The organism is Pseudomonas guariconensis (assembly GCF_900102675.1).
GTDB lineage: Bacteria > Pseudomonadota > Gammaproteobacteria > Pseudomonadales > Pseudomonadaceae > Aquipseudomonas > Aquipseudomonas guariconensis.
On record NZ_FMYX01000005.1, the window covers coordinates 56506 to 78417 of the forward strand.

At 64.1% G+C, this 21912-nt stretch carries 20 protein-coding genes; 10 read left to right on the top strand and 10 right to left on the bottom strand.

Going from position 1 to position 21912, the window contains the following annotated elements:
* The first annotated feature begins 150 nt into the window (after positions 1–150).
* From ehuB to ehuA, 4 genes are all read left to right on the top strand, one after another.
* Entirely contained in the window at positions 151–1008 is an 858-nt protein-coding gene (gene ehuB / locus BLS27_RS09985) for an ectoine/hydroxyectoine ABC transporter substrate-binding protein EhuB (protein WP_043212186.1), read from the top strand.
* 62 nt (positions 1009–1070) lie between these two features.
* On the top strand, positions 1071–1730 hold the full coding sequence (gene ehuC / locus BLS27_RS09990) for an ectoine/hydroxyectoine ABC transporter permease subunit EhuC (protein ID WP_090344470.1): 660 nt from the start codon (positions 1071–1073) through the stop codon (positions 1728–1730).
* Positions 1727–2383: an ectoine/hydroxyectoine ABC transporter permease subunit EhuD gene (gene ehuD, locus BLS27_RS09995; protein ID WP_090344472.1), complete on the top strand. Its 657-nt coding sequence runs from the start codon at positions 1727–1729 to the stop codon at positions 2381–2383. Before ehuC ends, ehuD begins: the two co-directional genes overlap by 4 nt.
* Positions 2383–3240 carry an ectoine/hydroxyectoine ABC transporter ATP-binding protein EhuA gene (ehuA, locus tag BLS27_RS10000; RefSeq protein WP_409287604.1) on the top strand — a complete coding sequence of 286 codons (858 nt, stop codon included), beginning with the start codon at positions 2383–2385 and terminating at the stop codon, positions 3238–3240. The genes ehuD and ehuA overlap by 1 nt, the downstream gene beginning before the upstream one ends.
* A 110-nt stretch (positions 3241–3350) precedes the next feature.
* On the opposite strand, the gene BLS27_RS10005 is transcribed toward ehuA, so the two are convergent.
* On the bottom strand, positions 3351–5099 hold the full coding sequence (locus BLS27_RS10005; RefSeq protein ID WP_043212194.1) for a BCCT family transporter: 1749 nt from the start codon (positions 5097–5099) through the stop codon (positions 3351–3353).
* Between the two features lie 291 nt (positions 5100–5390).
* Here BLS27_RS10005 and BLS27_RS10010 point away from each other — a divergent pair, with 291 nt between their 5' ends.
* Complete coding sequence (locus BLS27_RS10010; RefSeq protein ID WP_070572581.1) at positions 5391–5783, top strand: GFA family protein; 393 nt, start codon at positions 5391–5393, stop codon at positions 5781–5783.
* A gap of 55 nt (positions 5784–5838) precedes the next feature.
* Here the strand turns inward: BLS27_RS10010 and nhaB are convergent, their stop codons facing one another.
* Complete coding sequence (gene nhaB, locus BLS27_RS10015; RefSeq protein WP_090344475.1) at positions 5839–7341, bottom strand: sodium/proton antiporter NhaB; 1503 nt, start codon at positions 7339–7341, stop codon at positions 5839–5841.
* 150 nt (positions 7342–7491) lie between these two features.
* On the opposite strand from nhaB, the gene BLS27_RS10020 reads away from it, so the two are divergent.
* Positions 7492–8304, top strand: a complete 813-nt coding sequence (locus BLS27_RS10020; RefSeq protein WP_090344478.1) for a crotonase/enoyl-CoA hydratase family protein — start codon at positions 7492–7494, stop codon at positions 8302–8304.
* 35 nt (positions 8305–8339) lie between these two features.
* Entirely contained in the window at positions 8340–9170 is an 831-nt protein-coding gene (nudC, locus tag BLS27_RS10025) for an NAD(+) diphosphatase (RefSeq protein ID WP_070572574.1), read from the top strand.
* Here the strand turns inward: nudC and BLS27_RS10030 are convergent.
* On the bottom strand, positions 9144–9917 hold the full coding sequence (locus tag BLS27_RS10030; protein WP_043212203.1) for a TSUP family transporter: 774 nt from the start codon (positions 9915–9917) through the stop codon (positions 9144–9146). The two genes, nudC and BLS27_RS10030, sit on opposite strands and share 27 nt — an antisense overlap.
* Before the next feature lie 183 nt (positions 9918–10100).
* The gene (locus tag BLS27_RS10035; protein ID WP_090344481.1) at positions 10101–11390 is read right to left on the bottom strand and encodes an NAD(P)/FAD-dependent oxidoreductase; all 1290 of its coding nucleotides are present in this window, start codon (positions 11388–11390) and stop codon (positions 10101–10103) included.
* A gap of 152 nt (positions 11391–11542) precedes the next feature.
* Between BLS27_RS10035 and BLS27_RS10040 the strand changes: the two genes are divergently transcribed.
* From BLS27_RS10040 to BLS27_RS10050, 3 genes are all read left to right on the top strand, one after another.
* Complete coding sequence (locus BLS27_RS10040; RefSeq protein WP_090344484.1) at positions 11543–12430, top strand: LysR substrate-binding domain-containing protein; 888 nt, start codon at positions 11543–11545, stop codon at positions 12428–12430.
* 94 nt (positions 12431–12524) lie between these two features.
* On the top strand, positions 12525–13634 hold the full coding sequence (gene aguA, locus BLS27_RS10045; protein WP_043212208.1) for an agmatine deiminase: 1110 nt from the start codon (positions 12525–12527) through the stop codon (positions 13632–13634).
* Positions 13634–14731, top strand: coding sequence for an extracellular solute-binding protein (locus BLS27_RS10050; RefSeq protein WP_090344487.1), 1098 nt, complete (start codon positions 13634–13636; stop codon positions 14729–14731). Before aguA ends, BLS27_RS10050 begins: the two co-directional genes overlap by 1 nt.
* Positions 14732–14800: 69 nt before the next feature.
* Here the strand turns inward: BLS27_RS10050 and BLS27_RS10055 are convergent, their stop codons facing one another.
* From BLS27_RS10055 to mnmA, 6 genes are all read right to left on the bottom strand, one after another.
* Entirely contained in the window at positions 14801–16774 is a 1974-nt protein-coding gene (locus BLS27_RS10055; RefSeq protein ID WP_090344489.1) for a DNA topoisomerase III, read from the bottom strand.
* A 219-nt stretch (positions 16775–16993) separates the two neighbouring features.
* Positions 16994–17428: a GNAT family N-acetyltransferase gene (locus BLS27_RS10060; RefSeq protein ID WP_043212214.1), complete on the bottom strand. Its 435-nt coding sequence runs from the start codon at positions 17426–17428 to the stop codon at positions 16994–16996.
* A complete protein-coding gene (locus BLS27_RS10065) occupies positions 17421–18587 on the bottom strand; it encodes a ribosomal protein uL16 3-hydroxylase (protein WP_043212218.1) in 1167 nt (388 codons plus the stop codon). Before BLS27_RS10065 ends, BLS27_RS10060 begins: the two co-directional genes overlap by 8 nt.
* Before the next feature lie 81 nt (positions 18588–18668).
* Positions 18669–20039 (bottom strand): adenylosuccinate lyase, encoded by a 1371-nt coding sequence (gene purB / locus BLS27_RS10070; RefSeq protein WP_043212220.1) that lies wholly within the window; start codon positions 20037–20039, stop codon positions 18669–18671.
* A 126-nt stretch (positions 20040–20165) separates the two neighbouring features.
* Entirely contained in the window at positions 20166–20786 is a 621-nt protein-coding gene (hflD, locus tag BLS27_RS10075; protein WP_043212222.1) for a high frequency lysogenization protein HflD, read from the bottom strand.
* Entirely contained in the window at positions 20783–21907 is a 1125-nt protein-coding gene (gene mnmA, locus BLS27_RS10080) for a tRNA 2-thiouridine(34) synthase MnmA (RefSeq protein WP_090344492.1), read from the bottom strand. Before mnmA ends, hflD begins: the two co-directional genes overlap by 4 nt.
* Positions 21908–21912: the final 5 nt, after the last annotated feature.

Here is a 21912-nt window from a genome sequence, read left to right on the forward strand (position 1 = left end):
ACCCGTAAGTAACAAGACTACGTCGGCCCGCCGGAACGCTCGGGCTGTGCACCGATCGAACGACACACCCGGCCTTCGCTGTTTTGCTCCACTGCCTCCTAAACACAGAGCCGTCGCCGACGGTTTGATAACAAAACAGGAGATTCATTGATGAGCCAGCCTTCCCCCAACGCGGTTTCTTCCCTCAAGCGCCTGCTGGTGGCCTGTGCGGCCATCGGCCTGGCAGCCAGCGCCCAGGCGACGACCCTCGACACCATCAAGGAAAACAGCCGTATCCGCATCGGATATGCCAACGAAACCCCGTTCGCTTTCACCGAGACCGATGGTCGAGTCACGGGCGAATCGCCCGAGATCGCCAAAGTCATCTTCCAGAAGATGGGCATCAAGCAAGTCGATGGCGTGCTGACCGAATGGGGCTCGTTGATCCCTGGTCTGCGGGCGGGGCGCTTCGATGTGATCGCCGCCGGCATGTACATCACGCCGGCGCGCTGCAAACAGGTGATCTTCACCGACCCGCAGTACGCCTTGCCCGACACCTTGCTGGTGGCCGCCGGCAACCCCAAAGGCCTGCACAGCTATGCCGACATCGCCAAGAACCCCGATGTGAAGCTCGCGATCATGGCCGGTACCGTCAACCTCGCCTACGCCCGCGAATCCGGGGTCAAGGACGAGCAGATCCTTCAGGTACCCGACACCACGGCGCAGTTGCAAGCCGTGCGTGCCGGTCGCGCGGACGCCGCCGTGGGCACTCAGCTGACCATGAAGGGCTTGGCGAAAAAGGGCGGCGACAAGGTCCAGGCGATCACCGACTTCACCGACGATCCGTCCCATACCGGCTATGGCGCTCTGGCGTTTCGCCCAGAGGACAAGGACCTGCGTGATGCGGTCAATGCCGAGCTCAAGCGCTGGCTGGGCAGCGAGGAGCACCTGAAGACTGTCGCGCCGTTCGGCTTCGACCGCTCCAACGTGACCGACAAGACCGCCGCCGAGCTGTGTGCCCAGCAATGAATCGAGGTGGCATGGCGCTTGCCATGCCGTTCCCTGCGTAATCCGATTATTCAGGTCGAACCATGGGTGAATTGATACCGCTGTTACTGCAAGGCGCCTGGATCACTGTCCAGGTCACATTCTTCGGCTCGCTGCTGGCCATTGTCGCCGCGATACTCGCGGCCCTTGGCAGGCGCTCGTCCTGGCGACCCTTGAGCTGGTTCTGCGTGGCGTACATCGAGCTGTTTCGCGGCACGTCGCTGCTGGTGCAGCTGTTCTGGCTGTTCTTCGTCCTGCCGCTGCCGCCGTTCAACCTTGAGCTGAGCGCCTACACGGTGGCCATCGTCGGCCTGGGGCTGCACATCGGTGCCTATGGCGCCGAAGTGATGCGTGGGGCCATCGGCTCGGTGGCCAAGGGGCAATATGAAGCCTGCGTCGCCCTCAACATGCCGCCGGCCACCCGCTTTCGCCGGGTCATCCTGCCCCAGGCACTGCTGGCGGCAATCGCTCCGGGCACCAACCTGTTGATCGAGCTGCTCAAGAACACCTCGCTGGTGTCCTTGATCACCTTGTCAGACCTGAGCTTCCGCGCCCGCCAACTGGATCAGGCGACCTTCCAGACCCTGGAGATCTTCAGCCTGACCCTGCTGCTGTACTTCGTCTTGGCGCAATTCATCAACTTCACCATGCGCGGCGTCGAACGGCGCCTGGGCCGTGGTCGCCTGCGGGGGAGCCTGTCATGAATATCTGGGACTGGAACTACGTCGCGCAGATCCTGCCACAGTTGCTGCAGGCCTCGATCAAGACCCTGGGCATCACGCTGGTGGGCTTTTTGATCGCGATCGTTCTGGGGCTGTTCCTGGCGATCGGTCGACGTAGCCGGCAAGCGGTCATCGCCTGGCCGGTGACCTTGCTGATCGAGTTCATCCGCAGCACACCGCTGTTGATCCAGGTGTACTTTCTGTACTACGTGCTGCCCAACTATGGCGTGAACATGAGCGCGATGCAGGCGGGCATCCTCGGCATCGGCCTGCACTACGCCTGCTACCTCGCCGAGGTCTATCGCGGGGGCCTGGACGCCGTGCCGCGCAGCCAGTGGGAGGCGGTGGTGGCGCTGAACTTCGCGCCCTGGACGGCCTACCGCACGGTCATCCTGCCCCAGGCGGTGCGACCGATCCTACCGCCATTGGGCAACTACCTGATCGCGATGCTCAAGGACACCCCGGTGCTCTCTGCCATCACCGTGGTGGAAATCATGCAGCAGGCCAAGAACGTCGGCTCCGAAAGCTTCCGCTACCTGGAGCCGATCACCCTGGTCGGTCTGTTCTTCCTGGCCTTGAGCGTCGCTCTGGCCTATCTGGTTCGGCGCCTCGAAGTGCGCCTGGAGTTACGCTAATGATCGCGCCTGTCTCGAACCTCGCCACCCTCACCACCAGCCCCCTGCAGCGGGACCACGCCATGCCGAAACCGGCCATCGCCCAGCCGATCGTCGCCTTTCGCGACGTGACCAAACGCTACGGCAACTTCACCGTGCTCGATGGCCTGAACCTGGAAGTCGCGCCGGGCGAGAAGGTGGCGATCATCGGCCCCAGCGGCTCGGGCAAATCGACCTTGCTACGGGTACTGATGACCCTGGAGGGTATCGACCAGGGCATGATCGAAGTGGACGGCGAATCGCTGACCCACATGCCAGGACGCAACGGCACCCTGGTGAGCGCCAACGACCGCCATGTGCGCCGCGTGCGCTCGAAGATCGGCATGGTGTTCCAGAGCTTCAACCTGTTCCCGCACATGAGCGCCTTGCAGAACGTCATCGAAGCGCCAGTGCAGGTCCTTGGCATCAAGCCCGCCGAAGCCCGAGAGCGCGCCGCTGAACTGCTGGAAATGGTCGGGCTGGGCAACAAGTTCGACCATTACCCTTCGCAGCTTTCAGGTGGCCAGCAACAGCGGGTGGCCATCGCCCGGGCCTTGGCCATGCGGCCCAAGGTGATGCTGTTCGACGAGGTCACCTCGGCCTTGGACCCGGAGCTGTGCGGTGAAGTGCTCAATGTCATCCGCAGGCTCGGCAGCGAGCACAACCTGACCATGCTCATGGTCACCCACCAGATGGGATTTGCCCGCGAGTTCGCGGATCGGGTGTGCTTCTTCTACAAGGGGCAGATCCACGAACAGGGCGCGCCCGCCCAGCTGTACGAGCATCCTCAGCAGGAGCGGACCCGGGCGTTTCTGAGTGCGGTCAGGGAAGCCAACTGAAGGCCATCCTGTGCCATTTTCCATGGCCCGTTCGCGGCGTCGAACCGCCGCGAAGCAGGCGGCGCGGTGGAGCAGGGCAATCGCTCCCACACGCACCGCGCTGGGTGGCCTCAGGTCTCTGTGGCCTGTGCCTCGGCGTGGGTGCGTTTGACGGCGGATTTCTTTTCCTGAACGACGATGTAGAACTCCTCGCCATGCTTGACCGCGCCATACAGTACGGCTTTCTCGATCAGCTCGTTGCCGCGCAGGTGACGCAGCATCATCGGATCGCGGCGCAGGTCGCGGTAAAGCGCCAGGCACAGCAGCACCATCACGATCACGAACGGCAACGCCACGACGATCGTGAGGTTTTGCAGCCCGGTCAGGGCCTCGCCTGGGTTGGCCGGGTCACCGATCGCCAGCATGATCGCCGCTACTGTGCCGGTCAGCGCGCCCCAGAAGATCACCGTGGCCCGGGACGGCTCCGTGGTGCCGTGCTCGGACAGCGTGCCCATCACCAGGGAGGCGGCATCGGCGCCGGAGACGAAGAAGATACCCACCAGGATCATGATCAATACCGAAGTCACCGACGCCCACGGGTAGCTTTCCAGCAGCTCGTAGAGCGCGTGGTTGCTGTTCACGGCGCCATTGACCAGGGTGAAGGTGCCTTCTTGCAGGGCATCGATACCGGCACCGCCGAAGATCGTGAACCAGATCAAGCTCACCAGGCTAGGCACCAGCAGCACACCGGTGACGAATTGGCGAATGGTGCGCCCGCGGCTGATGCGCGCGATGAACATGCCGACGAAGGGCGTCCAGGAAATCCACCAGGCCCAGTAGAACACGGTCCAGCCGGCCAGCCAGTTGTCCATCTGCTCGCCACCGCTGGCGCTGGTGCGCGCCATCATTTCCGGGAGCATCTTGATGTACACGCCGATCGAGGTCGGCAGCAGGTTGAGCATCAGCAGCGTCGGGCCGACCATGAAGGTGAACAGCGCCAGCACCAACGCCAGGACCATATTGGTGTTGGACAGCCACTGGATGCCCTTGCCGATACCGGACACCGCCGAGGCGACGAAGGCCACGGTCAGCAGGGTGATGATCGAGATGTAGAAGATTTTGCCGGGATGCTCGATCCAGCCGTTGTACTCCAGGCCGCCGGCGATCTGCAGGGCGCCCAGGCCCAGGGAGGCGGCGGAGCCGAACAAAGTGGCGAAGATCGCCATCATGTCGATCACGCGGCCGATGGGGCCGTTGGCATGGCGGCCGATCAGCGGTCGGAACGCCGTGGAAATCAGCTGCGAGCGCCCGCGCCGGAACGTGCCGTAGGCGATCACCAGGCCGACGATGGCGTACATGGCCCAGGGGTGCAGCGTCCAGTGGAACAGGGTAGTGGCCATGGCCACCTGCATCGCCTCGCTGGTTTGTCCGGCGGCAGTTCCTGGAGGCGGGGAGACGTAATGCGACAGTGGCTCAGCCACGCCGAAGAACATCAGACCGATGCCCATGCCGGCGCTGAACATCATCGCTACCCAGGACACGGTGCGAAACTCCGGCGCCTCGCCATCGCGCCCCAACGGGACTTTTCCATAGCGGCTTGCGGCCAGCCACAGCACGAAGACCACGAACAAGGTCGAGGTGAGAACGAAGAACCAACCGAAATGCACGATGACCCAGGACTGGGCGGTGGAGGCGCTTTTGGCCAGGCTCGCTTGGCTGACGAAGCCCCAGATGACGAATGCGACTGCGAGGATGCTGGTGATGCCGAAGACAATCCAGTCGATCTTGCCTTCGAGGTGACGATCCTTCTTGGCTTCTTCGGTCTGCGAAGGATCTGTCACGCCAAGGGCGAGTGTTTCAACGTTCTCTTCCTTTGCCATGTGTCGTAATGCCCCTTTTGTGGGTGCCTGGCCGCTGCAGGTTTGTTGTTGTTGTGCTTGCCGCTACGCGACGACGTGCGACCCGGTCAGGCCGAGCCGCCAAGCGGCGATTATCCTGCCGGCCAAAGGGGGCTTCCTATTCCCAGACCGTCCTGGCACGTCCTTGTTACGACGCCATGGCGGGCTGCCGATTTGGCCGTTGGGCCAGAAGATGAGCCGGAACACCTAGTGAAATCTTCGTAGGACTATCCTTTTCAGCGACATCAAGATCACGACCAAAGGAGGTTAGGTATGCACCTGTTCACAGGCGGTTGCCTTTGCGGTCAGGTCCGCTTCGAGGCTTCGGGGCAGCCCTATAGAGTGGGGCTTTGTCATTGCCTCGATTGTCGAAAACACCATGGGGCACTGTTTCACGCGTCGGCGATTTTCCCCGAAGAGGCGGTGAAGGTCGAAGGCCGGACGGGTGACTATGCCGGACGGTTTTTCTGCCCGCGCTGCGGTTCGTCGGTGTTTTCGCGAAGCGGGGATGAGGTGGAGGTCCACCTCGGAGCGCTGGATGCGCCAGATCAGTTCACGCCAACTTACGAAAGTTGGACCGTTCGGCGTGAAGCGTGGTTGCCGGCGTTCCCGTTCGCCCGACATTACACGGGCGATCGGGAAGGGACGGGGCGTACCGAGGGCTGATTTCGACCCGACAGTCTCGCTTGCAAAGCCATCGCCTCTCGCCCGCGCTAGCCGCTCAGAGCCAGTAGGTCACCGCCCACCAGCCCAGCCCGCCCATGACCACGGTATAAGGCAATGCCATCCATACCATCCGCCCGTACGACAACCGCACCAGCGGTGCGATCGCCGAGGTCAGCAGGAACAGGAACGCCGCCTGCCCATTGGGCGTGGCCACGCTGGGCAGGTTGGTGCCGGTGTTGATCGCCACCGCCAGGGTCTCGAAGTGCTCACGGCTCATGGCGCCGTTGAGAAACGCCTGCTTCACCTCGGTGATGTAAATCGTGGCGACAAACACGTTGTCGCTGATCGCCGACAGCAAGCCATTGGCCAGGTACAGCATGCCCGGCTGCTGGTCGGCCGGCAGAGCCAGGACCCACGTGATCAATGGGCTGAACAACTGCTGCTGATGGATCACCGCGACCACCGCGAAGAACACCACCAGCAGTGCGGTGAACGGCATCGCATCCTGGAATGCACGGCCCAGGCGGTGCTCGTCGGTGATGCCGGTGAAGGCGGTGATCAGCACGATCACCAGCAGGCCGATCAGGCCGACCTCGGCAACGTGCAGGCCTAGGCAGACAATCAGGATCAATGCGGCGATCCCCTGTACCAGCAAAGCGACGCGCTGGGCCGAGGTCCGCGCGGCATCGTCTTCGGCCGCATAGCTGGCCAGCACCTGGCGCACGCGTTCGGGCATCAGCGTGCCGTAACCGAACAACCGCAGCTTCTCCAGCAACATGCACGTCACAAGGCCTGCCGCCAGCACCGGCATCGACACCGGCGCCACCTTGTAGAAGAAATCGGCGAAATGCCAGCCCATCTCATGGCCGATCAGCAGGTTCTGTGGCTCGCCTACCAAGGTGCACACCCCGCCCAGGGCCGTGCCCACCGCGCCATGCATCAACAGGCTGCGCAAAAAGGCGCGGAACTGGTCCAGGTCTTCACGGTGCAGTTGCGGCACCTGGTGGTCGCTGTCGAGTTCGGACTCCTCGCGCGGGTTGGCGCCGGAGGCGACGCGGTGATAGACCGCATAGAAACCCACTGCGGCGCTGATGATCACCGCCGTGACGGTCAAGGCATCGAGAAACGCCGACAGGAATGCCGACAGCACGCAGAACAGCAGCGCCAGGATGGCCTTCGAACGCACGCCTAGCAGGATCTTGGAGAACAGGAACAGCAGCAGTTCCTTCATGAAGTGAATGCCGGCGACCATGAACATCAGCAGCAAGATCACCGGAAAATTGTGCTGCAGCTCTTCATAGAGGGCCTGGGGCGTGCTCATCTCCAACAGCAGCGCCTCGATCAGCAGCAAGCCGCCGGGCATCAACGGGTAGCACTTGAGCGCCATGCCCAGGGTGAAGATGAACTCGATCACCAGCACCCAGCCGGTGACCACCGGACCGAGGGTTGCCAGCAGCACGGGGTTGAGCACGAGGAACAGGCAGATGACGGCCTTGTACCAGAGCGGCGACTGGCCCAGGAAGTTATGGGCGAGAGCGCCGGTCAGGGAGCGGGACATGAATTTGTATCCTTTTGATTCAGCAGTCGCGCAAGGTGCCCGATGCGGGCGTCAGGTGCAAGGCGTTCAGTCCCGCTTTTGGCACAAGCACGGCCTTGAGGGTGCGTTATAGTCCGGCGCGTGAACCTTTTACCTACAGGAGTACCGCCCGTGACCGAGTACCGCGCATTCAAGGTTGAGTTGACCGACAACATTGCCCATGTGCAGATCAACCGTCCGGAAAAGCTCAATGCCATGAACGGCGACTTCTGGAAGGAAATCATCGACATCTTCCAATGGATCGACGACACCGACGCGGTGCGCGTGGTGGTGCTGAGCGCCGCGGGCCAGCACTTCAGTGCAGGTATCGACCTGGCCTTGCTGGCTCAGCTGGCCGGGCAAATGGGCAAGGACGTGGGCCGCAATGCGCGCCTGCTTCGGCGCACCATCCTGGGCCTGCAGGCTTCGTTCAATGCCGTGGACAACTGCCGCAAACCGGTGCTGGCGGCGATCCAGGGCTACTGCCTGGGCGGTGCGATCGACCTGGTCTCGGCCTGTGACATGCGTTACTGCAGTGCCGATGCGCAGTTCTCGATCAAGGAAATCGACATGGGCATGGCCGCCGATGTCGGGACCTTGCAACGTTTGCCGCGTATTATCGGCGACGGTGTGATGCGCGAAATGGCCTACACCGGACGCCATGTCCTGGCGCACGAGGCCCAGCGCATCGGCCTGGTCAATCAGGTGTTCGACGATCAGGCCGCACTGCGTGAAGGAGTCTTTGCCTTGGCAGCGCAAATCGCGCAAAAATCTCCGATTGCGGTGAGCGGCACCAAAGAGATGCTCAATTACATGCGCGACCATCGCATTGACGATGGCCTGGAGTACATCGCCACCTGGAACGCCGCCATGTTGCAGTCCGAAGACCTGCGGGTCGCCATGGCGGCGCACATGAGCAAACAGAAACCGACCTTCGCCGACTGACCGGGGCGGGGGGACGCGCTTTTAAGGATCCCGAAATGTCAGCACGTTGGACTACCGCAGTACTCGACCCGCAGATCACCGGCGGCCTGGCCGTCGCCCGTGGCCCGGAAGGGTTCCTGATGGATGACAACGGCGCGCTGTTCCCCCGCGATTGGCTCAAGGAGCAAGACCTGGACGTGCTCTGCGAGCATGGCATCGGCCACCTGGACGGCCAGCCGGTGTTTCTGCTCGAGCTGCGTGGCAGTGCCGAAGTGTCCGGCTGCAGCTGGCGCGGCCTGCGCCAGTTCATGCTCGAAGGCGACATGCTGACCTACACCCTCTTGGGATATGCCGCGCAGATCGGCACCTGGGCGCGCGAACATCGCTTCTGCGGCAGCTGCGGCCAGCCGATGACCCAGATCCGCTGGGAGCGGGCGATGTACTGTCAGCCGTGCGACCTGCGCAGCTACCCGCGCATCTCGCCGAGCATGATCGTGCTGATCACCCGGGGGGATGAAGTGCTGCTGGCGCGCTCGCCGCGTTTCGTCACGGGCGTCTATAGCACCCTGGCCGGCTTTGCCGAGCCAGGCGAATCGGCCGAGGACTGCCTGGTACGGGAGGTGCGCGAGGAAGTGGCGGTGGAGGTGAAGAACATCCAGTACGTGGGCAGCCAGTGCTGGCCGTTCCCGCACTCGATGATGCTGGGCTTCCACGCCGAGTACGCGGGCGGCGAGATCGTCATGCAACCGGACGAGATCGAGGACGCCCAGTGGTTCAATGTGCACGATCTGCCGCCGCTGCCTGCCGGGCGCTCCATCGCCCGTTACCTGATCGACCTCTACGTGGCACGTCGCCTGGGCCTACCCGACCCAGTGCTGCCACACTAGGCGTACAGTCAACGCCAGCACCACGGCGATGAACACCGGGCGGATGAACTTGCTGCCGCCGCTGATCGCCGTGCGTGCGCCGAAGAAGGCGCCGACCATCACCGACAGGCCCATGCACAGGCCGACGATGTAATCCACCTGCCCGGAAATGATGAACACCGTCAGTGCCGCGATGTTGCTGACGAAGTTCATGCTGCGCGCCACGCCGCTGGCACGCACCAGGTCGATGGGGTAGAGCAGCAGGGTACTGACCGTCCAGAACGCCCCGGTGCCGGGGCCGGCCACGCCGTCATAGAAGCCCAGGCCAAAGCCCTGGGGGAACTGCCACTTCTTCTTGATCGGCGCGTCGGCATCCAACGGTGCCTTGGGCGTCCCGCCGAACAACAGGTAGACGCCACAGGCGAAGACGATCACCGGCAGCATCTTGTTCAGCCAATCGGCCGGCATGTAGTGGGCGGCCAGCGCCCCCAGCAGCGCGCCGACCAAGGTACCGACCAACGCCCGGCGCCACTGCGCGGGGTGGAACAGCTTGCGTCGGTAGTAGGTGAAGCTGGCGGTGGCCGAGCCGAAGGTGGAGCTGAGTTTGTTGGTGCCCAGCACCAGATGGGGCGGCATGCCGGCGGTGAGCAAGGCCGGGGTAGTGAGCAGCCCCCCGCCGCCAGCGATGGCGTCGATGAAACCGGCCACGAAGGCGACCAGGGCGAGGATGAGCAGGGTGAGCGGTTCTACGGTGAGTTCGAAAGGCATGGGGCTTTTACAGACAGGGCGGCGAGTGCGGCAAAAGGCCGCGCTAGAGGCGGTACAGGGTAGTCCTCAAGGACGGGGAATACCAGTCATGCCATGGAGTAGGTGAAGCCCCAGGGATCCGGGGGCGCTTTGCGGCTCCTTGCAGGCTACGCCAGGCCCCAGATCCCCTCCTGCCTGTTCCCGTCAGACGTAGTCGCGCAATCGGTACCACGCCTTCGCCGCCGCCTCCAGGGGCGCGGCCATCAGCTCGCCGCCTGGGAAGCGGCCATTGTCGATGCCTTGGTACAGCCCCAGCAGGTCTTCGTCGCCGAGGATCGCATCGCTCACCGCCCGGGCCGCGGCCAGGGTCGGCAGCACGCCATGCCCCGAGAAGCCCTGCAGCCAGTAGCGTTGGCCCAGACGGCCGATATCCGGGGTGCGCTGGATGCTGCAATCCAGATGACCGCCCCAGGCGTAGTCCAGGCTCACCCCAGTGAGCTGCGGGAACACACGCTCCAGGTAGGGGCGCGTGGCGCTGGCGACGTCCTTGGGGATGCCTCCGAGGTAGGTGCAACCGCCGCCAAACAGCAGGCGATGGTCTGGCGTGAGGCGGAAGTAGTCGGGGACGAACTGGTTGTCGATCACGCAACTGTTGCGCGGCAGCAGCGACTGGGCCATGGCCGGATCCAGCGGCGCGGTGGCCACCTGGTAGGAGCCGACCGGCAGCAGACGGCGCGACAGGTCGCGGTCGAGGCGGTCGATGTAGGCGTTGCAGGCCAACACCAGCACCTGGCTGCGGACTTCGCCCAGGCCTGTACGGGCGACGAAGCCGCTCGAGCTTTCGTGGTAGTCGAGCACCTGGCTTTGCTCGAAGATCTGTCCGCCCGCGGCTTCGATGGCGGCGGCCAGGCCCTGGGCCAGCTTGAGGGGGTTGAGGTGGGCACCGTTGGGATCGTACAGGGCAGCCTGGTAGCGGGGGCTGTCGATCCAGTCGGGCAGCTCGTCACGGCCGATCAGGCGCAGGCAGTCGTAGCCCCATTTCCGTTCGGCTTCGTGCTTGGCTTCTTCGAGTATTTTCACGCGGCGAGGCATCACTGCGGTCCACAGGCTGCCGACCCGGTAGTCCACGTCGAAGCCGTGGCGTTCCGGCAGCTCGCGCATCTCTTCGGCGGCCCAGCGCATGCTGTCCCAGAGGCGCCGGGCGCGTTCGACGCCCAAGGCCTTTTCCAGCGGCGGCATATCACAGGACCAGCCCAGCAACGCCTGGCCACCGTTGCGCCCGGAAGCGGCCCAGGCCACCCTGCTGGCCTCCAGCACGACCACGCGCCTGCCGGCCAGGGCCAAGCGCAGTGCCGTGTGCAGGCCGCTGAAGCCGGCGCCGATAATCAACACGTCGGTGTCCAAGGCGCCTTGCAGGGCAGGGCGCAGCGGGATCGTGGTGGGGTAGGTCTGGGCGTAGTAGCTGGCAACGTGCTGCGCGGACTGTTTGAACATGCGGGCCTCGTGAAATTTGTTGTTATTAATTTCATGAAAAAGTAACAGAAAAAATTCACGACGCCAGCCCCTTCATGGGTAAAGGCTTAACGGGAGCCTGAAAATGCCCTATATGATTCGGCTCCGATTACCTCGACCCGCGGAATACCTCGATGCGCCGTCTGCCTTCCCTGACTGCCCTGCGCACGTTCGAATGCGCCGCCCGCCATGGCCACTTTGGCCGTGCTGCCGCCGAGCTGTGCGTGACCGACAGCGCGGTCAGCCACCAGATTCGCCAACTGGAGGATCAGCTTGGCGTGGCCCTGTTCGAACGGGCGGGGCGCCAGGTGCGTCCGACCACCGAGGCCGAGCGCCTGCTGCACCATTTACAACAGGCCTTCGAGCTGATCGGCAAGGCCTGTGACGAGCTGCGCGACCCTGCCTCCCAGGCCGTGCTGCGGGTCGCGGTCACGGCGGAGCTGGCGCAGAAATGGTTGGTCGCACGGCTTGCCGACTTCAGCAGCCGTTATCCGCACATCACCTTGCACCTGCACGAACAGCCCATCAACGCGGGGGCTCCGGCTTTGGATATCGACATCGCCATCACCTACGGCACCAGTGCGCTGGATGCCAGCACCCACTTCGTACGCCCGTTGCCGCTGTTGCAGTTCTTCCCCGTGTGCAGCCCGGGCCTGTTCAACCAAGGCGGGCTCAAGCGCCCACGGGACTTGGTACGCCATTGTCTGCTGCACGATGATCAGGACGGACGCACCTGGACCACCTGGCTGGCCACGCACGCCGAGGACGCTTTGCCCACCCGCCAGCTGTACTTCCCCCATGCGGCGCTGGCCCTGGAGGCGGCGGTACTGGGGCAGGGGGTGGCGATGGGCGACAACCTGACCTGCCAGGCCGACCTGCAAAGTGGCCGCCTGGTGCGCCCGTTCAGCGCTAGCGTGACCGCTCAGGGCCAGTACGCGCTGATGTGTGAGCGCCTGCGTCTGGAGCGGGGCGCGGTGGCCGAATTCATCGACTGGTTCACCGAACAGATCACCGAATCTTGAATTGAATTCAGCTATTGGCAAGTTTTCATCGTTGGAAGCCTGAGCCCGCGCGGCGTAGCGTGCAGTCATCACTCACCGATGACGAGGTTGATCCATGGCACGTTCGCTCACCACCACCCCCAAGGCCGATGGTTTCCGCCTGCCTGGCGAATTCGAGCGCAAGACGCGCTGCTGGCTCGGCTGGCCGGAGCGTCCGGATGTGTGGCGCAACGGCGGCAAGCCTGCGCAGAAGGTCTGGGTCGACATCGTCACCGCCATCGCCTCCAGCGAGCCGGTGACCGTGTGCGCCTCCGCCGCCCAATACGCCAATGCCAGGCGCCTGCTGCCAGCTCATGTGCGGGTGGTGGAGATGACCTGCAACGACACCTGGTTCCGCGACAGCGGCGCCTGCTTCGTGGTCAATGACGGTACCGGCGAAGTGCGCGGCGTGGATTTCGAGTTCAATGCCTACGGCGGTTTGGACGGCGGCCTCTACTATCCCTGGGACAAGGACGATCAGATCGCCCAGAAGATGCTCGAAATCGAGGGCCTGGACCGCTACCGCGCACCCCTGATCGCCGAGCTGGGTGGCATTCAGAGCGATGGCCAGGGCAGCCTACTGACCACCGAACAGTGCCTGCTCAACCGCAACCGTAACGCCCACCTGGGCAAGGAGGAAGTCACCCGCAGGCTCGAGGATTACCTGGGCGCCGAGCAGGTGATCTGGCTGCCGCGTGGCTGTAAGTTCGACGAGACCGATGGCCACGTCGACGACCTGGCCTGCTTCGTGCGCCCAGGCGAGGTGGTGTTGCAGTGGACCGATGATCGCAACGATCCGCAGTGGGAGATCTACCAGGAGGCCTATGACATCCTGCGCAGCACCCGTGACAGCCGTGGTCGCGAGCTGAAGGTACACAAGCTGCCGCAGCCCCAGGTGCTGGAATGGACCGCCGAGGAAGCGGCCGGGCTGGACCAGGTCGACGGCACCCACCTGCGCCAGGCCGGCACCCGGATCTGCGCCTCCTACATCAATTATTACGCCGGCAACTCGGCCATCGTCGTGCCGCTGTTCGGTGATCGCAATGACAGCGTGGCGCAGGCCACTTTGGCCGAGTTGTTCCCTGACCATCGCATCATCGGTATCGAGAACTCGCGGGAGATCCTGCTCGGTGGCGGCAACGTCGCCTGCATCACCATGCCGCAATACGCCGCTGGAGGTCGCTGATGAAACTCGCCCCGCTGGTCTTGGCGGTCGCCCTGGGTTGCGCAGCGTCGGCGGCCCAGGCAGCCGACGCACAACAGCCGACCGTCAATCTTTACATCTGGGGCGAATACCTCGCCCCGGACACCTTGGCCAACTTCCAGAAGCAGACCGGCATCCGCGTGGTGGCCGACCACTTCGACTCCCTGGAAACCGCCGAGACCAAGTTGCTCACCGGTGGCAGTGGCTACGACGTGGTGCTCAGCGCCGGCCAGCACCTGAGCCGGGCGATTGCCAGCGGTGCCCTGCAGCCGCTGGACAAGAGCAAGTTGCCGCACTTGGCGGGCATCGGCGAGGAGTTTCGCCAGCACATGGCGGTGTTCGACCCGGGCAATCGCTATGCCGGCACCTACGCCTGGGGCACCACGGGCGTGGGCTATCAAGAGCAGGCGGTGGCGGCGCGGCTCGAGGATGCGCCGCGCGACAGCTGGGCGATGCTGCTCGATCCGCAGGTGGTGGCGAAGTTCGCCGATTGCGGGGTGAGTTTCCTCAACGATCCTAACGAGGTGTTCGCCGCGACGATGCGCTACCTGGGGCTGGACATCAACCAGCAGCGCCTGGAAGACCTCAAGACCGCCGAGGCGCACCTGCGCAAGGTGCGTCCGTATATCCGCTATTTCGACAACGACCGCAATATCAACGACCTGGCCAACGGCGAGACCTGCGTGGCAATGTCGTGGAACGGCAACGTGGCCATCGCCCAAGCCCAGGCCGAGCAGGCGGGAAAACCGTTCACGCTGGATTACAGCATTCCCAAGGAAGGCACGTTGATCTGGCTGGATGCGCTCGTTGTGCCTAAGGATGCGCCGCATCCGGAGGCGGCGTGGAAATTGATGGACTACCTGATGCGGCCGGAGGTGATCGCGCCAATCACCGACACCATTCACTATGCCAACGCGATCACGGCGGCCGACGCTCTGGTGGACCCGAAGATCCGCAATGCGCCAGGGACCTATCCACCCGCCGACGTGAGGGCGCGGTTGTACAGCAAGAACGACAATGCCAAAGCCTTCAACCGGGAGCTGACCCGGGCGTTCAGCCGGCTCAAGAGCGGGACCTGACAGAGGGACGTTTGCCTATTCCGGCCCTTTCGCGGGTAAACCTGCGAAAGGGCCGGAATAGGCGACGCATCAACGCGAAGCCTTGCGTCGTGGTTGCCTCGGCTTGCTGCCCGTAGCTTTGGCGCTGTCGGCAGAAGCCTTGCCTTTCCCGCCACTGCGCCGTTTTTTCTTCCAAGGCGCCCCCTTGCTCCCCGCCGGCACCGGCGGCCCGCTGATGGTCAGGCGCATGCCGCTGCAGCGCTGCACCAGCTTGCCCATCCAGGCCGATTGTCGGGCGACGAACTCTTCCAGGCTCATCTCGCCGCTCTGCACCATGTCCAGCGCCTGCTCCCAGATGGCGGTGGTACCGGGGTCGGCGATGGCGCGGGGTACGGCGTCGATCAGGCTGAAGGCAGCCGGTGTGGCGGACAGGGCCTTGCCGTTCTTAACCAGGTAACCGCGGTCGAGCAGGCCCTGGATGATGCTGGCCCGGGTGGCCTCGGTGCCGATACCGGTGGTTTCCTTGAGCTTCTGCTTGAGCAGTGGGTCGTCCACCAGCTTGGCGACGTTCTTCATTGCCTTGATCAGATCGCCTTCGGTGAAGGGTTTGGGCGGTTGGGTCCACAGGTCCTTGAGTTGCAGGTCATGCACGGCGCAGGCCTGGCCTTGGTTCAAGGTCGGCAACACCTGAGGCGGTGGCGCTTCGCGGCCTTTGGCCGGGGTCAGCGCCTCGGGCAGGGCCCGACGCCAACCAGGCTCGACGATCTGCTTGCCTACCGCGCGCAGGGCGTGGCCGGCGCAGTCGAATTCGGCCTGGGTGCGATCGTACTCGTGGTTGGGCAGGAACTGCGCCAGGTAGCGGGCGCGGATCAAGGTGTAGACGGCCTTGTGCTTGGGTGGCAGGCGCGAAGGGTCGCTGGCGGCGGCGGTGGGGATGATGCCGTGGTGGGCGCTGACCTTGGCATCGTTCCAGGCCCGCGAGCGGCGCTGGGGCTCCAGGTGCGCTTGCAAAGGCGCAAGACTGCCGTCGGCGCGTTGCAGGGCGGCCAGGATCCCCGGCGCCTCGCCATGCTGGCTGAGCGGCAGGTAGCCGCAGTCGCTACGTGGGTAGGTGATCAGTTTGTGAGTTTCGTACAGGGCCTGGGCAATATCCAGGGTCTCCTGGGCGCCGAGGCCGAGCTTCTTGGAGCAGACCTCCTGCAGGGTGCCCAGGTCGAAGGGCAGGGGAGCCGCTTCGCGCACGCGTTCGGTGGCCACCTTGGTCACCTGGGCGCTGCCGGCGGCCTGCATGTCGACGGCGGCTTGCTGGGCCAGTGCCGGGTTCAGGCAGCGGCCCTGATCGTCACAGTTATCTTCGGGCGCTCGCCATTGAGCGGTGAAGACGCTGCCGCTGCTCTGGAGTTGCACATCGATAGCCCAGTAGGGCACCGGCACGAAGTCAGCGATGCTGCGGTCGCGGTCGACCACCAGGCGCAGGGTCGGTGTCTGTACCCGGCCCACCGGCAGCACGCCCTGGTAGCCGGATTGGCGGCCCAGCAGTGTGAACAGGCGGCTCATGTTCATACCGATCAGCCAGTCGGCGCGGGAGCGGCCGAGGGCCGAATGGTACAGGCTGAAAGTCTCCTGCCCTGGCAGCAGGCGGGCCAGGGCCTTGCGGATCGAGGCGTCGTCCAGGGCCGAGAGCCACAGGCGTTGGATCGGGCCGCGGTAGCGACAATGCTCCACCAGCTCGCGGGCGATCATCTCGCCTTCGCGGTCGGCGTCGGTGGCGATCACCAGTTCCCGGGCTTCACCGAGCAGGCGCTTGACGGCCTTGAACTGGCTGGCGGTCTTGGGCTTGACCAGCATCTTCCATTTTTCCGGAATGATCGGCAGGTCCGCGAGGTTCCAGCGCTTGTAGCGCTCGTCGTAGCTGTCGGGCGGGGCGGTTTCGAGCAGGTGGCCGATGCACCAGGTCACGCAGACGTCGGAGCCTTGCCAGCAACCGTCGGCCTTGCGGGTGGCGCCGAGGACTTTGGCGATGTCCTTGGCCTGGGAGGGTTTTTCGCAGAGGAACAGGCGCATGGCCGGGAACGCTTCATCGCAAATGAGGGCGCTAGAATGCGCAAGCCAGGGCGCGGAAGCAAGCTTTGTCTGGATGGATATACAGCTTTTTGTCAGGGCGCGTTTCAGCGTCCTCCTTGACTATTCGCGGGTTAACCCGCTTCCACAGGTGCTTCGCTGAGCCCTGTGGGAGCGGGGGTTACCCGCGATTAGGTCCGTCGAATCAGACCGACTTGCGGGTCAGGCCGGTTCGCGGGAGTCGCGCACCATGTCCACATGCGGGATGCCGGCCTCGAGGAATTCCTCGCTGACCACGCGGAATCCCAGGCGCTCGTAGAATGGCGTGGCGTGTACCTGGGCGCTGAGCATCTGCTGCTTGAGGTCACGGTTCTGCGCTTCGACGATCACTGCGCGCACCAGGGTGTCGCCGACCTTCAGCCCGCGCCAGTCCTTGAGCACCGAGATCCGCCCGATGGTGCCATCGGGCAGCAGGCGTGCGGTGCCGATCGGGTAGTCCCCTTCCAGGGCCAGGAAGTGCAGGGCGTCCTGGTCTTCGGCGTCGAACTCCAGCTCTGGTGGAATGTGCTGCTCGGCGACGAACACCGCCTCGCGGATGCGGCGGATATCGGCGTTGTCTTTATGCCAGTCGGCGAGGCGAACGCTGATCTTATTCATTGGCAAATCCCAGGCTTCCTTGTTTGACCAGCTGGCACAGCAATGTCAGACCTTCTTCGTCTTCGAGCCACTGAGAAAGGTTTTCGATGTGCAGCGCGTCGGCGGCGCAGATCAGCTTGAGCAGCTCACGCAGATGGCCCGAGAGCAGGCGGCTCTGGCCGCTGGCGAACAGCAGCAGGTTATCGTCGACTTCCGACCAGGCCATGCGCGCGCTCGGGTTGCGGATCAGGATGGCGCCTTGCTCCAGGCTGTCGATCAGGTCTTCTTCGCTCAGCTCTTCGCCGGTCACCAGCTCCGGATAGCGCGGCTCGGTCATGAACTGGCCGAACCAGGTCAGCAGCAGGCGCTCGTCACCCATGTGCTCGGCCAGCAGGGCCTTGAGGCGGTCCAGGGCATCGTGCTGGATCTGGTGAGGATCTGCGGCAGGCTGGGCGTCGGCATCGCTGTAACGCTCCTCGTCCGGCAGGAACTGGCTGAGGAAATCGGTGAAGTGGGTCAGCACTTCAGCGGCGCTCGGGGCGCGGAAGCCCACCGAATAGGTCAGGCAGTCGTCTTCGGCCACGCCGTAGTGGGCCAGGCGCGGCGGCAGGTAGAGCATGTCGCCAGGCTCCAGGGTCCATTCGCTGCTCTGTTCGAATTCGGCGAGGATGCGCAGGTCGGTGTGTTCCAGCAACGGGCTGTCGCTGTCGCACATCTGGCCGACTTTCCAGTTTCGCTTGCCGTGGCCCTGGAGCAGGAACACGTCGTAATTGTCGAAGTGCGGGCCGACGCTGCCGCCTGGCGCGGCGAAGCTGACCATCACGTCATCGATACGCCAGCTTGGCAGGAAGCGGAAATGCTCCAGCAGCTCGGCGACTTCCGGGACGAACTGATCCACTGCCTGGACCAACAGGGTCCAATCGCGCTCTGGCAGGGTGGCGAAAGTGTCTTCGGCGAAGGGGCCGCGGCGCAGCTCCCACGGGCGCTCGCCGTGCTCGAGCACCAGGCGAGACTCGACTTCCTCTTCCAAGGCAAGGCCGGCCAGTTCGTCAGGGTCGATCGGGCTTTCGAAGTCCGGGAAGGCCTGGCGCACCAGCAGGGGCTTCTTCTGCCAGTAGTCGCGAAGGAATTCACGGGCCGTCAGGCCGCCCAGCAGCTGCAGTGGAGTATCAGGATTCATGTTCAACCTATTGAAAAAACGTAATTTTCATCCGGGAATAAAAACGCCCGGCCAGGCCGGGCGTTGATCACGGGGCGCAGGTCAGATGCGTTTGGCCTGGGCCGCCGCGTTGCCGATGTAGGTAGCCGGGGTCAGCTGCTTGAGCTCGGCCTTGGCTTCAGCTGGCATGTCCAGCCCATCGATGAACGCCTGCAGCGCTTCGGGGCTGATGCCCTTGCCGCGCGTGAGCTCCTTGAGCTTCTCGTAGGGGTTCTCGATGTTGTAGCGGCGCATGACGGTCTGGATCGGCTCGGCCAGGACTTCCCAGCAGGCGTCCAAGTCTTCGGCGATGCGAGCGACGTTCACTTCCAGCTTGCCGATGCCCTTGAGGCTGGCCTCGTAGGCGATGACGCTATGGGCGAAGCCCACGCCCAGGTTGCGCAGGACGGTGGAGTCGGTCAGGTCACGCTGCCAGCGGGAGATTGGCAGTTTGCTGGCCAGGTGCTGGAACAGGGCGTTGGCGATACCCAGGTTGCCTTCGGAGTTCTCGAAGTCGATCGGGTTGACCTTGTGTGGCATGGTCGAGGAGCCGATCTCGCCGGCGACGGTCTTCTGCTTGAAGTAGCCCAGGGAAATGTAGCCCCAGACGTCGCGGTCGAAGTCGATGAGGATGGTGTTGAAGCGGGCGATGGCGTCGAACAGCTCGGCAATGTAGTCGTGCGGCTCGATCTGGGTGGTGTAGGGGTTGAACTGCAGGCCCAGTTCGTCTTCGATGAAGGCGCGGGCGTTGGCTTCCCAGTCGATCTGCGAATAGGCCGACAGGTGGGCGTTGTAGTTGCCCACGGCGCCGTTGATCTTGCCCAGCAGCGGCACGGCGGCGACCTGGGCGATCTGGCGCTCCAGGCGGTAGACCACGTTGGCCAGCTCTTTGCCCAGAGTGGTTGGCGAAGCCGGCTGACCGTGGGTGCGCGAGAGCATCGGCACGTCGGCGTGGGCGTGGGCCAGGGCGCGGATGGCCTGGGCGATCTGGCGCATCAGCGGCAGCAGCACTTCGTCACGGCCGGCGCGCAGCATCAGGGCGTGGGACAGGTTGTTGATGTCCTCGCTGGTGCAGGCGAAATGGATGAATTCGCTGACCTTGGCCAGTTCCGGCAGGGTCGCGGCCTGCTCCTTGAGCAGGTATTCGATGGCCTTGACGTCGTGGTTGGTGGTGCGCTCGATTTCCTTGACGCGCTCGGCGTGCTCGAGTTTGAAATCGGTGGCCAGGGTGTCCAGCAGGGCATTGGCTTCGGCGGAGAACGCCGGCACTTCGCCGATCTGCGGGTGGGCGGCCAGACGCTGGAGCCAGCGCACCTCGACCAGGGCGCGGAAACGGATCAGGCCGTACTCGCTGAAGATGGGGCGCAAGGCCTGGGTTTTGCCGGCGTAGCGGCCGTCTACAGGGGAAACCGCAGTGAGCGAGGAGAGCTGCATGGGGTGTTCTCGGACAGTCAGGCTTTTGGAAGGGCGCATATCATACATGAAAAAGGTAGGCGGCGAGCTTCTAGCTGCAAGCAGCACGTAAAAGCCGACGTGCTGCGTCTGCTGGATGCATGCAGCTTACCCTCGCATCATGTCGTACAGTTCGTTGAGCAATTTGCGACGGCTGAACACCAGCTGCCAGCGGTGTCCACCCAGCTGACGCCACAGACGCGCAGCGCGGATGCCGGAGAGCAGCAGGGCGCGGATCTTCGAGGCATTGCCGGCCTGCTGAAGGAAGCGCATGTCGCCATGCACTTGGATGCGCTGGCGCAAGGTGCTCAGGGTGTCCTGGTACAAGGCTCCGCTGGATGCGATGACATTATCGTGAACCAGGCCGAAATGATCGGCCTGGGCCTGGATCTGGGGCAGGCGCTTGCCGATGGTCTCGAGCATGTCGTCCCGTTTGGCCAGCTGGCGCTCCAGGCCGAGCATCGACAGGGCATAGCGCAGCGGCTCGCGCTGAAGGCTGCTGGGGTCGCGCTCCAGGGCGCCGACCAGGGCGCGGTAGCCGTCGCGCAGGTTCAGGTCATCGCCGCCGAACACCTCCAGGGTGTCCTTGGGGTCCCGCACCAACAGGCTACCCAGCATGCAGCCGATATTGGCCTCGCTGGCCTGGCCGGTCCGGGCGATGCGGTCGACCAGCACTGCGGCCTGGAACACGCCGCCCAAGGCGACCAACTGCTCCTGGAGAGTATTCATTGGCGAGGGCTCCAAGGCTCGGCGGTCTCGATCACACCGCCGCCCAGGCATACCTCGCCGTCATAGAACACCACCGACTGCCCCGGAGTGACAGCGCGTTGCGGCTCGTCGAAGACCGCGCGATAGCCATGCTCGGTGCGCTCCAGGGTGCATTGCTGGTCGCTCTGGCGGTAGCGCACCTTGGCGGTCAGCCTGCGCGGGCTGCTCAGGTCGATCGGGTTGACCCAGAAGATCTCCGAGGCGAGCAGGGCGCGGGAGAACAGCCAAGGGTGTTCGTTGCCTTGACCGACCACCAGTACGTTGCGGGTCAGGTCTTTGTGCAGCACGTACCACGGCTCGTCGCCGGCGTCCTTCAGGCCGCCGATGCCCAGGCCCTGGCGCTGGCCGATGGTGTGGTACATCAGGCCGTGGTGACGCCCGATGACTTCTCCGTCGGTGGTCTCGATGTCGCCCGGCTGGGCGGGCAGGTACTGCTTGAGGAAATCGCTGAAGCGGCGCTCACCGATGAAGCAGATACCGGTGGAGTCTTTCTTCTTGGCCGTGGCCAGGCCGTGCTTCTCGGCAATGGCACGTACTTTGGGCTTTTCCAGCTCGCCGACCGGGAACAGGGTGCGGGCGATCTCCTTGCCGCCGACAGCATGCAGGAAATAGCTCTGGTCTTTGTTCGGGTCCAGCCCCTTGAGCAGTTCGGTGAGCTCGCCGGTGTCGCGGCGGCGCACATAGTGGCCGGTAGCGATCAGGTCGGCGCCCAGGGACAGGGCATAGTCGAGGAAGGCTTTGAACTTGATCTCGCGGTTGCACAGGATGTCCGGGTTCGGTGTACGTCCGGCCTTGTACTCCTCCAGGAAATGCTCGAATACGTTGTCCCAGTATTCGGCCGCGAAATTGGCGGTATGCAGCTTGATACCGATGCGATCGCACACGGCCTGGGCGTCGGCCAGGTCCTCGCGGGCGGTGCAGTATTCGGTGCCGTCGTCCTCTTCCCAGTTCTTCATGAACAGACCTTCCACCTGGTAGCCCTGCTCCATGAGCAAAAGGGCGGAGACGGAAGAGTCCACGCCGCCGGACATGCCGACGATAACGCGGGTCTTGGCGGGGTCTTTGAGTGCTGGGCTGGTCATGGCTA